Source organism: Chryseobacterium lathyri (assembly GCF_003290185.1).
GTDB lineage: Bacteria > Bacteroidota > Bacteroidia > Flavobacteriales > Weeksellaceae > Chryseobacterium > Chryseobacterium lathyri.
Genome location: NZ_QNFY01000003.1, coordinates 69,455 through 83,988, shown reverse-complemented (window position 1 = coordinate 83,988; position 14,534 = coordinate 69,455). Strand labels below are relative to the sequence as shown.

Annotated in this window: 13 protein-coding genes; 6 read left to right on the top strand and 7 right to left on the bottom strand. The window is 38.2% G+C overall.

Annotation, left to right across the window (positions count from 1 at the left end):
- Positions 1-50: 50 nt before the first annotated feature.
- Positions 51-2,483, bottom strand: coding sequence for an alpha-ketoacid dehydrogenase subunit alpha/beta (locus tag DRF61_RS04590; protein WP_111954537.1), 2,433 nt, complete (start codon positions 2,481-2,483; stop codon positions 51-53).
- A 137-nt stretch (positions 2,484-2,620) separates the two neighbouring features.
- On the opposite strand from DRF61_RS04590, the gene DRF61_RS04585 reads away from it, so the two are divergent.
- Positions 2,621-2,917 carry a hypothetical protein gene (locus DRF61_RS04585; RefSeq protein ID WP_111954535.1) on the top strand — a complete coding sequence of 99 codons (297 nt, stop codon included), beginning with the start codon at positions 2,621-2,623 and terminating at the stop codon, positions 2,915-2,917.
- Between the two features lie 274 nt (positions 2,918-3,191).
- Positions 3,192-3,983: a hypothetical protein gene (locus DRF61_RS04580; RefSeq protein ID WP_111954533.1), complete on the top strand. Its 792-nt coding sequence runs from the start codon at positions 3,192-3,194 to the stop codon at positions 3,981-3,983.
- Positions 3,984-4,043: 60 nt separating this feature from the next.
- Here the strand turns inward: DRF61_RS04580 and DRF61_RS04575 are convergent, their stop codons facing one another.
- From DRF61_RS04575 to queA, 5 genes are all read right to left on the bottom strand, one after another.
- A complete protein-coding gene (locus DRF61_RS04575) occupies positions 4,044-5,021 on the bottom strand; it encodes a polyprenyl synthetase family protein (protein WP_111954531.1) in 978 nt (325 codons plus the stop codon).
- A 74-nt stretch (positions 5,022-5,095) separates the two neighbouring features.
- A complete protein-coding gene (locus DRF61_RS04570; protein ID WP_111954529.1) occupies positions 5,096-5,974 on the bottom strand; it encodes a hypothetical protein in 879 nt (292 codons plus the stop codon).
- Between the two features lie 303 nt (positions 5,975-6,277).
- Positions 6,278-7,195, bottom strand: a complete 918-nt coding sequence (locus DRF61_RS04565; RefSeq protein ID WP_111954527.1) for a sterol desaturase family protein — start codon at positions 7,193-7,195, stop codon at positions 6,278-6,280.
- A gap of 72 nt (positions 7,196-7,267) precedes the next feature.
- A complete protein-coding gene (gene rlmN, locus DRF61_RS04560; RefSeq protein ID WP_111954525.1) occupies positions 7,268-8,302 on the bottom strand; it encodes a dual-specificity RNA methyltransferase RlmN in 1,035 nt (344 codons plus the stop codon).
- Between the two features lie 114 nt (positions 8,303-8,416).
- The gene (queA, locus tag DRF61_RS04555) at positions 8,417-9,466 is read right to left on the bottom strand and encodes a tRNA preQ1(34) S-adenosylmethionine ribosyltransferase-isomerase QueA (RefSeq protein ID WP_111954523.1); all 1,050 of its coding nucleotides are present in this window, start codon (positions 9,464-9,466) and stop codon (positions 8,417-8,419) included.
- Positions 9,467-9,646: 180 nt separating this feature from the next.
- Between queA and DRF61_RS04550 the strand changes: the two genes are divergently transcribed.
- The 4 genes from DRF61_RS04550 (at position 9,647) to DRF61_RS04535 (ending at position 13,812) form a co-directional block, all read left to right on the top strand.
- Positions 9,647-10,339, top strand: coding sequence for an AIM24 family protein (locus tag DRF61_RS04550; RefSeq protein ID WP_111955053.1), 693 nt, complete (start codon positions 9,647-9,649; stop codon positions 10,337-10,339).
- A 155-nt stretch (positions 10,340-10,494) separates the two neighbouring features.
- Positions 10,495-11,892 carry a Gfo/Idh/MocA family protein gene (locus DRF61_RS04545; protein ID WP_111954521.1) on the top strand — a complete coding sequence of 466 codons (1,398 nt, stop codon included), beginning with the start codon at positions 10,495-10,497 and terminating at the stop codon, positions 11,890-11,892.
- On the top strand, positions 11,882-12,787 hold the full coding sequence (locus tag DRF61_RS04540; RefSeq protein WP_111954519.1) for a sugar phosphate nucleotidyltransferase: 906 nt from the start codon (positions 11,882-11,884) through the stop codon (positions 12,785-12,787). Before DRF61_RS04545 ends, DRF61_RS04540 begins: the two co-directional genes overlap by 11 nt.
- Entirely contained in the window at positions 12,778-13,812 is a 1,035-nt protein-coding gene (locus tag DRF61_RS04535) for a phosphotransferase enzyme family protein (RefSeq protein WP_111954517.1), read from the top strand. The genes DRF61_RS04540 and DRF61_RS04535 overlap by 10 nt, the downstream gene beginning before the upstream one ends.
- A 197-nt stretch (positions 13,813-14,009) precedes the next feature.
- Here DRF61_RS04535 and DRF61_RS04530 read toward each other — a convergent pair whose 3' ends face one another.
- Entirely contained in the window at positions 14,010-14,501 is a 492-nt protein-coding gene (locus DRF61_RS04530; protein WP_111954515.1) for a DNA-deoxyinosine glycosylase, read from the bottom strand.
- Positions 14,502-14,534: the final 33 nt, after the last annotated feature.

Sequence of the window (14,534 nt, the reverse complement as noted above, 5' to 3'; positions counted from 1 at the left end):
TAAAAAAACCGCTTCCCAAGAAAGCGGCTTAATTTTATCTAAAATCCCAATTAAAATATCGCAGGATATTTCTGAGGATTTGTTTCATTGAACATCGCGTAGATTCTTTCTACCATATCATCTGAAGATGGCTTGCTGAAATAATCTCCGTCACTTGCATAAGCAGGTCTGTGATCGTTGGCTGCAATTGTCAACGGATCTGAATCCAGATATCTGAATGCTTTCTGCTTTTCAAGAATCTGTTGAAGAATAAATGCTGAAGTACCACCTTCCACATCTTCGTCAATCACGACCAATCTGTTGGTTCTTTTCACACTTTCAGCAATTTCATTCGTTAAATCAAATGGAATTAATGACTGAACGTCAATAACTTCCGCAGAGATTCCCAGTTTCTCCAATTGTTCTGCTGCATCCATTACAATTCTCCATGTAGAACCGTAAGTCACCAATGTAACATCTTTTCCTTCTTTGGTCACTTCAATTTTCCCTACAGGAACAGTGAATTCACCTAAGTTATCAGGCTGCTTTTCTTTTAATCGGTATCCGTTCAGACATTCAACGATCACCGCAGGATCATCACTTTGAAGCATGGTATTGTAGAAACCAGCCGCTTTCGTTAAGTTTCTCGGTACCAATACCAGGATTCCTTTAGAAAGGTTCAGAATTCCCGCCATCGGAGAACCTGAATGCCAAACCCCTTCCAGTCTGTGACCTCTTGTTCTGATAATCACCGGAGCTTTCTGACCGCCTTTTGTTCTGTACTGAACCGTCGCCAGGTCATCACTCATTCCCTGTAAACAGTATAAAATATAATCTAAATACTGGATTTCAGCGATAGGTCTCAGACCTCTCATTGCCATACCAATACCCTGACCAAGAATGGTAGCTTCACGGATTCCGGTATCCGCTACACGTACTTCGCCGTATTTTTCCTGCATTCCTTCTAATCCCTGGTTCACGTCGCCGATATTTCCGGCATCTTCACCAAACACTAAAGTTTCAGGATATTTTTCGAAAATTTCATCAAAATTATTTCTTACCACGACTCTTCCGTCTACTTCTTCAGAATTTTCTGAGAAAACAGGCTTTACCTCCTTCACATTTTCAGCTTTCCACTGAGACTGTGAATATAAGTGGGAAGAATAGTTATCTTTTTCTATTTCAAAAACTTCATTGTACTTCTGCATCAATTGGGTTCTTTCCGCAGAATTAGTTCCTCTTGTAGCCAGTAAAGCTTTTCTTGTCAGGTGGAAAATATCTTTTTTAGCTTTGGAAACCAATTTATTGAACTGAGCAATATATCCTTCGATTTCAGCATTCTGACCTTTAAGGTTTTCTACTAATGGAAGAACAGACTGAACTAAATCTGTAATGGTTTTCTGGTAATTATCCCAGGCATTTTTCTGACCTGCTTTTACTATTTTCTTAGCTTCTTCATCTATCGCATCCAATTCTTCTGCTGAAGCAATAATTTCTTCTTTTCCTTCGATTTCGATCGAATAATTCAGGATCCATTCTTTGAATTTCACCATACCGTCAAAATCTGCCTCCCAGGAAAGACGTTCTTCATTTTTATATCTTTCATGAGATCCTGAGGTTGAGTGCCCCTGAGGCTGTGTAACCTCAATAACATGAACCACAACCGGAATACTTTCTGTTCTGGCAAAATGTTCAGCTCTGGCATAAGCATCCAATAGTGAAGGATAATCCCATGCTTTTACCTGAATGATCTCGCAACCCTGGTTTTCACCTTCTTTTCTCTGAAAACCGCTTAGCATTTCAGCAATATCTGCTTTTGCTCTCTGGTTTCTGGTTGGAACTGAAATTCCGTACCCGTCGTCCCAGATAGAAACAATCATTGGAACCTGAAGCGCACAGGCTGCATTCAATGTTTCCCAGAAATGTCCTTCTGCTGTAGAAGCATCTCCAATAGTACCGAAAGCAATTTCATTTCCTCCTTTTGAAAACTTCTCAGAACCGTCGAATTTTACACTTTTATACACTTTAGAAGCTTGGGCCAATCCTAAAAGCCTTGGCATCTGTCCCGCTGTAGGAGAAATATCGGAAGAGATATTTTTTTGTGCCGTAAGGTCTTTCCAGCTTCCGTCTTCATTTAAACTTCTTGTGGCAAAGTGCCCGTTCATCTGTCTTCCAGCTGATGCCGGCTCTCTTTCAACGCTTGTATCTGCATACAACTGAGCGAAAAAACTTTCAACCGTTAAAGCATGTACTGCCAATGCAAAAGTCTGATCCCTGTAATATCCTGAACGGAAGTCGCCATTTCTGAAAACTTTCGCCATTGCCAGCTGAGGAAGCTCCTTACCATCCCCAAAAATTCCGAATTTAGCTTTTCCTGTTAGCACTTCTCTTCTTCCAAGATAAGACATCTCACGTGATATCTTTCCTAACCTGTAGTCTTCAAGTATCTGGTTTTTAAAGTCCTGGAAAGAAATTTGCTGTGTTTCAATATAGGTTGTCTGCATAGCTAGATATAAAAGTTTTTATTCTTCAAGTATGCCGCTAATATACAATTTTTAAATTAATTTTAATTTTCAATAATCTTTTTTAAAAATTTGATAATAAAAGAATTGTGTTTTATATTGTAAAAAAATTGTAAACGATGGAAAAAAAGTCAACTCACATCCTGAATGCATCCAGCAATCTTTTAGGTTTTTCCCTGATTATCATTACCTCGCTGAAAATCACTAAAATCAGTGGGAATACACATCTTGATGAGTTTGCCGGTATAGCATGCCTGCTATTTTCCTGCAGCTGCTTTTTTTCATTTATGGCGATCCGTACCAAAAGCCAAAAGCAAGAAAATAAATATGAGACCATTGCGGATTATCTATTTTTAATCGCTTTATTTTGTATTGTTTTAGCAGTTATTATTGTGACTGTAAAAATAATTGATTAAATCTATAATCTTATCATTCCATTTTTCAAAAATTCATTTTCTTTTGATAAATAAATCACTAGTTTGTTCTTATTATAGTAAATAATAAGAGGAGCTGTTGTATAAATTAAATCAAATAAAAGAGATATTTTTTTATGTAATCTGTAATATTCTTCTTCTAAAACACTCAAAATTATCATATCGTTAATTATTCTTTCTATAATGGTATAAAAATTGATAAATGAAATGGAAAGTTATGTAACTTTAACACACAAAAGAAAAAAAATTAAATCAAATGAAAAAAAAAATTATTTCGCTTCTTGGCGTTTTTTTAATGTCAAGCATTATCTATGCACAAGTAGGCATAAATACAAACAATCCCCAAGCCAGCTTCCATATTGATGCAGCAAAAGACAATCCATTATCTGGCACACCCTCCGCTGCACAGCAAGCTAATGATTTTGTTGTAACGAGTACTGCTAATGTTGGTATTGGGACTACGACCCCAACTGATAAGCTCGATGTAGCCTCAGGAAATGCAAGGATCCGAAACATTAATTCAAATATTGGAGTAGGAGGAACAGACAGAGTTGTTGTGGCTGATGCAAATGGTGTATTAAAAACAATAGACTTTACTGCTTATTCATTATTCCATGCCCGTCTGGCAGCCAATCAGAATTTGACATCAAGCACGATTGCTACTTTATTGTTTTCTTCTCCTTTGGCAACTTCACCGTTCTATTCTTACAATACAACCACCGGTGTATTAACTTTCAATCAACCCGGAAATTATCTGGTTACGCTACAGGCAAGCTTTGCGAGTGCTCCGGCCGGAACTCAGCTACTGGTTGGGGTAAGACCTAATCCGGATGCCAATTATCTGGGAAGAGGAAGCCATTATAATGCAACAGCAACCACTGCAACGGTAGGAGAACTGATGAACTATACCACTGTACTGGTAATACCAACGGCAGGCTACCAGATCCGTTTTACAGCTGCTCCTAATCAAAACTGTACAGTTTTGTCTACTGAAACCGGAAGTACGGGAAGCGGAAACGTAACCAACGTTACGGTACAAAAGATTTAACCTTAAAAATAAAAAGGGATGTAGTGCTACATCCCTTTTTTTATCATTAATTCTAAATACCTAGAATTTTCTTTCAATTACGTAATCAAGCATACTGTGTAATGATCTCCTGGCTTCAGAATCCGGAAATTCTTCCAGGATATCTTTAGCTTTCTGCTGGAAATCTTTCATTACTTTTATTGCGTAATCCATGCCTCCGGAATTTTTGACAAAGTCTATAAGCTCCTTAACGCGTTTCGGATCGTTATTGTAACGCTTGATGGTATTGAAGTAATATTTACGCTCTTTTTCACTGGCCATTTTTAAAGTATGAATCAAAGGAAGGGTCATTTTTTGCTCCTTGATATCAATTCCTACTGGTTTTCCGATGACGTTGGAGCTCAGGTAATCGAAAAGGTCATCCTTAATCTGAAAAGCCATTCCGGTATACGTACCGAAGTTCATCATCTTTTTAGCCAGAGTTTCATCCGCATCATTGGATAAAACCCCAATTTCACAGCAGGCAGCAATAAGAGTAGCTGTCTTCTGACGGATAATTTCATAGTAAACATCTTCTGTAATGTCCAGTTTTCGGGCCTTTTCCAGCTGGAGAAGCTCGCCTTCGGACATTTCGCGGATCGTTCTGGAGATCACTCCTAAAAGATCGTAATCTTTATGGTCTGTAGAAAGCAATACGGATTTTGACAAAAGATAATCTCCTACTAAAACAGCAATTTTGTTTTTCCATAAAGCATTGATGGAAAAGAAATTACGTCTTTTGAAACTTTCATCCACCACATCATCGTGTACCAGAGTTGCGGTATGGATCAACTCTATCATGGAGGCTCCGCGGTAGGTTTTTTCATTGACATCACCTATCAGCTTTGCGCAAAGGAATACGAACATAGGACGCATCTGTTTTCCTTTAGTAGTAACAATAAAACGGGTTACTTTATCCAATAAAGGCACTTTGCTCTGCATCGATTCATAAAACTTCTGTTCGAAAAGTTTCATTTCCTCATTGATCGGTCGTTTGATTTCTTCTACGATGTTTGCCAAAATCTGTTGAATGAAAGGTAAATACTAATTAATTCTCACAAAGATAATTGTTTTCACGCAATTTCAGGACAAAATTAATCTTTGAGTTCTTCATTTGGAATAAAATAGAGGGACGGCTGTGCACTTCCCAATCCAGACCTGAATTTTTCTCCTGAAATATAGATTCCCGACTCATTAACAGCAATGCCTTCAATCTGTCCTATTGCCAAAGCACTGCCCAGATAATAATGTTTTGGTTTTTCTTTAAAAAACATGCCGGATTCCGTTTCTGTAAAAACATTGAGAAAGACTTCCGTTTTTTTGGTATAGCCTACCAGATAAAGCTTTCTGTTAAAATAAGCAGCATCGGTTACCACAAAGTTGGTTTTGTAAGATTCTGTTTTTTCTGCTTTCTGCTTTTCAGATAATTGAGGATCAATGATGTAATGAGAAGTTGATTTTGATTTCCATTCTTTGGTAAACAGGTGCAGCTTTCCGTCCAGATAGATCATGGCCTCTGCATCAAAATCATTATCTGTGTATTTTGGGATGAATTCTGTCTGTTCCGAATAATAGAATGATATTTTCGTAATGGAATCATTCTTTATATCACCGTTTTCAAAAGGTAATTTATAGATTTCCAAATCTCTTCTTATTCCTCCGTTATTCCCTATATCTCCAATATAAAAGTTCTTTCCATCATTAGTCAAAGCCTCCCAGTCTTTATTTTTAGCATTGATCGTGAATGTATTTTTGATATTGCCCGAAGTTTCATCCAGTTCAAAAAGTTCCGGAGCATTACCGCTGTCATTGAACGTATACAGTTTCCCGTTGAAAATATTCAGCCCTGATGTTTCCTTGATTTTATCATCTAAATAACCGATTCTGTATTTTCTAATTTTTAAAAATTCCGTCTGCTGTGAAAATGAGAATTGAAAAATAATAAGGGCAGTAAAAAGAAGGAGCTTTTTCATAAGGCAAAAATAGGGGTTTGTTAGGAAACTGGAAAAGACTGAACATATTTTCAGATTGCACCTCTTTAATGTGAAACTCTCCTTAATATTCTTAACAACTTAAAAATGCTTAATGGTTAAAAATTTTCTCCCGCAGATCAAGCAGATTTTTGGTCATCAAAGATTTAGATAAAACTTAAGTGTGCTTTTTGCCGATGTGCGTTATTGCTTCAAATTTAAATGTTAAAAACGTTTGTGCCTTTTGTGGCTAAATAAAGACAGCGTATCTATTGCAAATTGTCAGGTTGATTTTATTTTTTGCTTTTATTCCAGCTTTTTAGTTTGTTTTTTTAAATAATCTTTCTGATATTGTCTTACTGTTTTTCCCGTACCGTCATGTCTCCAGCCTGGAGAATTAAAAATATAATTGATCCGATCGGAAAATTTCAGTCCCGGCTGCCTGATGTCTTTCCAGATCTCTCTCCATTCATAAAGAAGAACGGTATCTGGCTTATAGTCTGGCATTTTTGGATAGATTCCATACTTTACGGGTACATCCGGGTCTTCCTTTTCGAAGGTTCCGAATATTTTATCCCAGATGATGAGGCACATGCCCATATTCCTGTCCAAATATTTGATGTTGCAGGCATGATGTACTCTATGATGGGAAGGGGTTACCAGAATGTATTCCAGTATTCCCAGTTTTTTTACAGCCTGCGTATGCACCCATGTTCCGTACACCTGCCCTATGGCATAAACCACCATAATATGCCACGGATTAAAGCCTAAAAAAGCAAGCGGAGAAAAGTAAAGATACCTGTACAGCGGTTGTAGTACCGGACTTCTAAAACCTGTGGTAAGGTTGAAATACTCTGAATTGTGGTGGGTAATGTGAACGGCCCAGAACGCCCTGGAATGATGATCTACATAATGCAGCACATAATAGGCAAAATCTGTGACAGTAAAACAGATGAGCCAGTACCAAACCGTGAAATCCCACGTAAAAAGCCTGTGATTATAAAAGAAAAACATGATTCCCATGGCAAAAGCCTTCATGATAAGATCCAGGCCAAAGTTCATCAATGCAAGATAGACACTCGTTACCACGTCCTTTCCATTATACAGCTTAGCCTCAGAAATATGGCTGTAGATCATTTCTGCTAAAATTACTGTAGCATGAAGCGGAATTGACCATGCATAGACATTTTCAAGCCCATCTTCGCCTGTAAAGAAATCCAACATCCCTTATTAGTTTATGTAAAGGTAGGATTTTAGGAAATTTTTAAGGAAATTTTTATCTTTTTTAAGGAAATTTTAATCAGCTGTTTTATTGGCAAGCTGCCCACAGGCCGCATCAATATCTCCACCGCGGCTTTTTCTGATCATTACAGTAATTCCTGCATTTTCCAGCTGGCGTACATAATTTTCTTCTGCCTGCTTATTGCATTGGTCGTATTTTCCGTCCCCGATAGGGTTATATTGGATCAGATTCACTTTGGAAGGCACCTGTTTACAGTATCTGATCAGAGCTTTGATATCTTCATCCCCATCATTGATTCCTTTCCATACGCAGTATTCAAAAGTAATCACAGAGCCTGTTTTCTGGTACCAGTACTGAAGGGCTTCCATAATATCCGTCAACGGAAATTTATCCGAGAAAGGCATGATCTCATTACGTTTGGATTCAATAGCAGAGTGAAGCGAAAGTGCCAGTTTTACACGGAGCTCATCATCTGCCAGCATTTTGATCATCTTTGGAATTCCTGATGTAGAAACGGTAATTCTTCTTGGTGACATTCCCAGACCTTCCGGCTGGGTGATTTTTCTGATGGCTTCCACTACATTTTTGTAATTCATCATCGGCTCCCCCATTCCCATGAAAACGATATTGGAAAGCGGTCTGTTGAAATACATTTTGCTTTGACTGTCAATCAGAGCTACCTGATCTACAATTTCTGCTACCTCAAGGTTTCTCATTCTTTTGAGTCTTGCTGTTGCACAGAATTCACAGTTTAATGAACATCCCACCTGTGAGGAAACGCAGGCTGTAGTTCTTGTTTCTGTAGGAATAAGAACAGATTCCACCAGAAGTCCGTCATGAAGTTTCACACCGTTTTTGATGGTTCCGTCCGTACTTCTCTGAAGCTGATCTACAGAAACGGGATTGATGGTATACTCTTCGGAAATTTTTTCGCGGAGAGATTTCGAAAGATTCGTCATTTCATCAATCGAATGGAGGTTTTTACTCCATAACCAGTCATAAACCTGTTTTGCACGAAACGGTTTTTCCCCTAAAGTCAAAAAATAGTCTTTAAGCTGGTCTAGTGATAAAACTCGGATATCTTTCATTATTGTAAAAAGTATGATGTACAATGTACAAAGTAATAATCTTATGTATTATCTTAAGTTTTTAAACCACTAAAAAATACATTATACTTTGTACATTATACATTAATACATAATTTATAGAATTAACATGGCGTCACCGTAAGAATAGAATTTATACTTTTCTTTTACGGCTTCTTCATAAGCATGCATGATAAAATCTTTTCCGGCAAATGCAGCAATCATCATCAATAATGTTGATTTCGGCGTGTGGAAGTTGGTGATCATTGAGTTTGCTACTCCAAAATCGTGAGGCGGATAAATAAATTTGTTCGTCCAACCGTTGAATGCAGAGATCTTTTTGTTGGAAGAAACGGAAGTTTCCAATGCTCTCATCGTTGTAGTACCTACCGCACAGACTCTTCTGTGAGCATCTACCGCTTTATTGATGATGTCAGCATTTTTCTCATCGATAATGATTTCTTCGGACTCCATTTTATGCTTGGAAAGATCTTCCACCTCAATCGGGTTAAAAGTTCCTAAACCAACGTGAAGTGTTACTTCAGCAAAATCAATTCCTTTGATCTCCAACTTCTTCATCAGATGCTTGGAGAAGTGAAGACCTGCTGTAGGGGCAGCAACCGCTCCTTCTATTTTTGCATAGATCGTCTGGTATCTTTCTGCATCTTCCGGCTCTACTGCTCTTTTAATATATTTTGGAAGTGGAGTTTCGCCCAATTCCTTCAGTTTTGTTCTGAATTCGTCATAAGAACCATCGAATAAGAATCTCAATGTTCTTCCTCTTGAAGTTGTATTATCGATCACTTCAGCTACCAAAGATTCATCTTCAGTAAAGAATAATTTGTTACCGATTCTGATTTTTCTTGCAGGATCTACAAGAACATCCCATACTCTGGTTTCTTTATCCAGCTCTCTTAAAAGGAAAACTTCAATTTTAGCACCTGTTTTTTCCTTATTTCCATAAAGACGCGCAGGGAAAACTTTAGTATTGTTGAAAATGAATAGATCTTTCTCTTCGAAATAATCCACAACATCTTTAAACAGCTTATGCTCAATGGTTTGTGTTTTTCTGTTAAGAACCATTAATTTGGCTTCGTCTCTGTGTTCAGATGGGTGTTCTGCTAATAATTCCGCAGGAAGATCAAAATTAAAATCTGATGTTTTCATTTTTTTAAATTACGGTTTAAAAATTATTCAAATTACAAGTGTAATTTCGGAGTGCAAATATACGACATTCAATACCCCTTTGTCAAGTATTATTTAAATCAAATTGAAAACCGGGATTCTACGGTGATCCATGAGGGAAAAAAAGATTATTTTTGGAAATATTTAAAAACAATTTACACTATGAGCAAATATTCATTGGAAGCTTTCGTCAACGAAACTAAAGAAAATCCACAACAGAGAGATTATTTTGAGCTTGAAACTCCCCATATGCTGGAAATTAACCTCAACAATCAGGCTGTATGGACCAAACGAGGAAGTATGGTAGGTTATGTAGGAGGCATCAACTTCGAAAGACAGGGAATGCTGGCCGGAGGTATCGGTAATCTTTTAAAGAAAGCGATCAGCGGCGAAGGAAGCAAACTGATGAAAGCCGAAGGAAATGGTAAACTTTATGTGGCAGATGCCGGAAAGAAAGTTCGTATCCTTTATCTGAACAATGAGTCGGTATGTGTGAACGGGAATGATGTTCTTGCCCACGAACAGAATATAAAAAGTGATATCACTATGCTTAAAAGCGTTGCCGGAATGATGGCTGGCGGTCTTTTCCAGGTAAAACTTTCCGGAACCGGACATATTGCAATAACGACTCATGGTGAGCCATTAACTCTTATGGTTACTCCGGAAAATCCTGTTTTCACAGATCCTAATGCTACCGTAGCATGGTCCGGAAACTTAAGCCCGGATCTGAAAACCAATGTTTCTTTCAAAAGCCTTATCGGAAGAGGAAGCGGGGAAGAATTTCAAATGAAGTTTTCAGGAAACGGATGGGTACTGATTCAGCCGTACGAAGAAGTATATTTCACGGAAAAATAATATTAAAAATTGATGATTGTAACGGCTGCTCCTCATATCAGGACAGCCGTTTTTATTTTCACACCGGATTTTAAATCCCCGATTCCACAGCTCAAAACCAGCACCCAATACCCCCTACTTCGCAACTTTTTAATATATTTAAGGAAAAAATTTTAATGGACACCACCTCTTCACGCAGAAACTTTATTAAGACCGCTGCCCTCGCAAGCTTTGGGGCATTGGTTCTACCTAATTCTTTATTTGCCTATTCCAATGATTTTAAATCAGATAAAAAAATCCGTGTCGGTTTTATCGGTGTAGGACTCCGCGGGCAGGAACACGTAAAGCTGCTGGCAAAACGCAATGACGTAGAAATTGTGGCTTTTGCAGATCCTGATAAAAGAATGCTTGCTGCATCGCAGAAAATATTAAAAGACAATAATAAATCTGCGGCCCAGGAATTTTCAAACGGTGACTACGACTACCGGAATCTTTTAAAATTAAAAAACATTGATGCAGTAGTAATTGCTACTCCATGGGAATGGCATCTTCCACAGGGTACCGAGGCCATGAGGGCAAAAAAAATTGTTGGTATGGAAGTTTCCGGAGCGATAAAGCTTCAGGACTGCTGGGAATTTGTAAAGGTATATGAAGAAACAAAAGTTCCTATTTTCATGATGGAGAATGTATGCTACCGCAGAGATATCATGGCTGTTCTGAATATGGTCCGTAAAGGGATGTTTGGAGAGTTGGTTCACGGAAGAGGCGGCTATCAGCATGATTTAAGAGGAGTTCTTTTCAATGACGGTGTTACGCCCTACAATTCGGGTGCTGAATTCGGAGAAAAGGGATTCAGTGAAGCACATTGGAGAACAGAACATTATGTAAAACGCAACGGTGAGCTTTATCCAACGCACGGATTGGGGCCTGTGGCAGTGATGATGGATATTAACCGTGGCAACCGCCTGACGAGACTTTCCTCATTCTCTTCAAAGTCTGTGGGACTGCACAAATACATTGTGGAGCATCCTAAAGGCGGCGAAAATCATCCGAATGCCAAAGTAAAATTCAACCAGGGAGATATTGTTACTACACAGATTGCCTGTGCTAATGGAGAAACCATCCTTTTAACCCATGATACGAGCTTACAACGCCCTTATGATCTCGGATTCCGGGTGCAGGGAACGGAAGGTTTGTGGCAGGATTTCGGTTGGGGAGATTTTAACCAGGGGCATATTTATTTTGAAAAAACAATGAATCACACGCACCGATGGGAAAATACGGAAAAATGGATGAAAGAATTTGACCATCCGATATGGAAAAAATTTGAAGATACAGCTGCAGGCGCAGGCCACGGCGGAATGGATTTCTTTGTCATGAATACCTTCATCGAATGTATCAAGCGAAATATAGAATTCCCGATGGATGTGTACGATCTTGCTCTATGGTATTCTATCACACCGCTCAGCGAAGAATCTATTGCTAAAGGAGGCCAGGCTGTTGATATTCCGGATTTCACCAATGGAAAATGGAAGACCCGTAAACCTGTATTTGGAATGACAGATGAGTTCTAAAAAAGCACTGCTTATATTAGCCGGGGGCCTGGGAAGCCGCTATAAAGGCCTGAAACAGATAGACGGAATACTGGATAACGGTTCACCCATCCTGGAATATTCCATATATGATGCATTGGAAGCCGACTTCAGTAAGGTCGTTATTATTGTCAACAGACGTATCCCGGAAAGTTATATTGAAAGATTAAATACAATATCCCAGAAAGAACAGTTTGAACTTCATTGGGTATATCAGGAAAAAGAAAGCTTTCTGCCCCAAGATTATGATTCATCAGGGAGAGAAAAACCGTGGGGAACGGGCCATGCTGTTCTCTGTGCAAAAAGTGCCATACAGGAACCTTTTGTAATGATTAATGCAGATGATTTTTATGGGAAAGAGGTTTATCAACGGGCGTCTGAGGAAATCGCCCTGCACATTTCAGAATCACAGTTTGGAATGGCTGCTTATCCTGTAGCATCTACTTTAAGTGGAAATGGAAATGTAGCCAGGGGAATATGTACTTTAGATGCAGATAATTACCTTGTAAAAATAGAGGAACAGACCTCTATCCGAAAGGAAGGAAACCTGATTATGTATACTGAAAAAGGAAAGAATATAGAAATAGCTTCCAATACGCTGGTATCTATGAATTTTTTCATTTTTAATCCGGATATTTTTAATGCTCTCGAAATGTATTTTAATGATTTCATAAAGTCAGATCCGGAGCCCTCACAGGAATTTTATGTTCCTTCTGCCGTACAGAAAATGATTGACGAGAAAAAAGCAAAGATATTGGTGAAAACCTCTCCTTCAAAGTGGATGGGTGTTACCTATGCAGATGATAAAAGCAGTATTAAAGATTTTCTGGCATCAGAGATCAAAAATAACAGATATCCTGAAGATCTATGGAATTAAAACAAATTGTTACCGGATTTACCGGAACTGAAAATTGCAGCATCACTCCTATTACCAACGGGCTGATCAATACTACTTATTTGGTAGAGAATAAAGATTCTGAGGAAAAGTTCATCCTTCAAAGAATCAACACTCAGGTATTTCAGTTTCCGGAAATCATTACCCGTAATCATATTCTGATCAATGAAATGCTGGCAGGTAGAGACTATCCTCTACAGCCGGTCATACCAAAACCAACGTTAGCCGGAAATTTTATTGTGAAAGATGAGGAAGGAGGATCCTGGAGAATGCTCAGCTTTATTGAGGATACAAGAACTTTCTTTAAGATTCCCGATATCAAAACTGCCTACGAATCTGCAAAAGCTGTAGGGTGTTTTTTAAATATGATCAATCCCGAACATCTTCCGGATATTCAGCCTCCGATTCCCGATTTTATTAATTTTGAGAAAAGAATCCTTGATTATCAGGCTTCTTTACGATATGCGAATGAAGACCTGCTGAAAAATGCCGGACCACAAATCGAAATGATGGATAAGCTGCTTTTTCTTCCGCAAAAATGGATCGAAATGGAAAAAAACGGTTTATTACCTAAAAGAATCATACACGGAGACCCCAATGTAAGAAATATTCTTTTTGACGAAAACTCAAGGCCTCTGGCTGTTATTGACCTGGATACGGTAACTGTTTCTACGATCCTGTACGATTTCGGTGATATGGCAAGGTCTTATACCAATACTTTGGATGAGGATGATGGAAATGCCGAAAACAATTTTAACCCTCAAATTTACAGAACCGTAAAAGATGGATTTCTGTTGTATTTAAAAGATAAACTGACTTTTGAGGAGCTTGAAAACCTTGACTATGCTGCGCAGACTGTCATCTATATTCAGGCTATCCGTTTTCTGACTGATTATCTGAATGGGAATACTTACTATGCTACGAAATATGCTAATCATAACCTGGACAGAACAAGAAATCAACTGGAGCTGCTGAAAGGATTAAGGGAATATCTGCGTGTTGATTAGTTTTTCCACAGATCTTATAGATTGCTACAAAGTCAGTCACTGCGAGCGTAGCGAAGCAATCTCCCGGAAGAATTTTATAATCTCTCTGACATGAAAATCTGCTTTAATATGAGATTGCTTCGTCGATACTCTCCTCGTAATGACTAACTACATTGCGTTTATTCGTCAAAACCTCTGTGATTTTTGTAGTGAAAATTTTACATTAAGAACTCCAGAATCTTCTTCCACTCTTCCAGTTTCTTATCCAATGACACCGTATGAAGCGGGCTTGTTGAAGGTAGCTGAACTATTGGCAACCTATAATTTTTCCCTAAAAGCTTTTGGAGGTTTTTGTATGATTTTCCTCCGTTACAAAAGATAGCTCTAATATTGGGATGTTCTTCCAGAAGTTCATCAATTTGATTGGCTTCTTCATTTCTGATCTCCGAATCCAGGCTTCCTTTTCTTTCGCAGGAGTCTATAACGTCCCAGACTGCTATATGATGTTTCTTTAAAATATTTATCCGTTCAGGATAATTTTCAGTAAATTCTTCATTGAACAATTCAAAAATAATGATCCAGAATTTATTCTGCGGATGCGCATAATACTGTTGTTTCTCCAAAGATTTTACTCCGGGAATTGAGCCTAAAATTAAAATTTCAGACTGATCATCGATTATTGGCGGAAAGGAGGAAATTCTGTTTTGCATACTCAAATATATAAGGTTTGGCTAAAGCCTCTC

Bases quoted from the DNA above. Each gene is read 5' to 3' on its own strand.
- DRF61_RS04585 (WP_111954535.1), top strand. From the start codon at position 2,621: ATGGAAAAAAAGTCAACTCACATCCTGAATGCATCCAGCAATCTTTTA.
- queA (WP_111954523.1), bottom strand. From the start codon at position 9,466: ATGAAAACATCAGATTTTAATTTTGATCTTCCTGCGGAATTATTAGCA.
- DRF61_RS04565 (WP_111954527.1), bottom strand. From the start codon at position 7,195: ATGTTGGATTTCTTTACAGGCGAAGATGGGCTTGAAAATGTCTATGCA.
- DRF61_RS04580 (WP_111954533.1), top strand. From the start codon at position 3,192: ATGAAAAAAAAAATTATTTCGCTTCTTGGCGTTTTTTTAATGTCAAGC.
- DRF61_RS04590 (WP_111954537.1), bottom strand. From the start codon at position 2,483: ATGCAGACAACCTATATTGAAACACAGCAAATTTCTTTCCAGGACTTT.
- DRF61_RS04540 (WP_111954519.1), top strand. From the start codon at position 11,882: ATGAGTTCTAAAAAAGCACTGCTTATATTAGCCGGGGGCCTGGGAAGC.
- DRF61_RS04550 (WP_111955053.1), top strand. From the start codon at position 9,647: ATGAGCAAATATTCATTGGAAGCTTTCGTCAACGAAACTAAAGAAAAT.
- DRF61_RS04545 (WP_111954521.1), top strand. From the start codon at position 10,495: ATGGACACCACCTCTTCACGCAGAAACTTTATTAAGACCGCTGCCCTC.
- DRF61_RS04530 (WP_111954515.1), bottom strand. From the start codon at position 14,501: ATGCAAAACAGAATTTCCTCCTTTCCGCCAATAATCGATGATCAGTCT.
- DRF61_RS04570 (WP_111954529.1), bottom strand. From the start codon at position 5,974: ATGAAAAAGCTCCTTCTTTTTACTGCCCTTATTATTTTTCAATTCTCA.
- DRF61_RS04535 (WP_111954517.1), top strand. From the start codon at position 12,778: ATGGAATTAAAACAAATTGTTACCGGATTTACCGGAACTGAAAATTGC.
- rlmN (WP_111954525.1), bottom strand. From the start codon at position 8,302: ATGAAAGATATCCGAGTTTTATCACTAGACCAGCTTAAAGACTATTTT.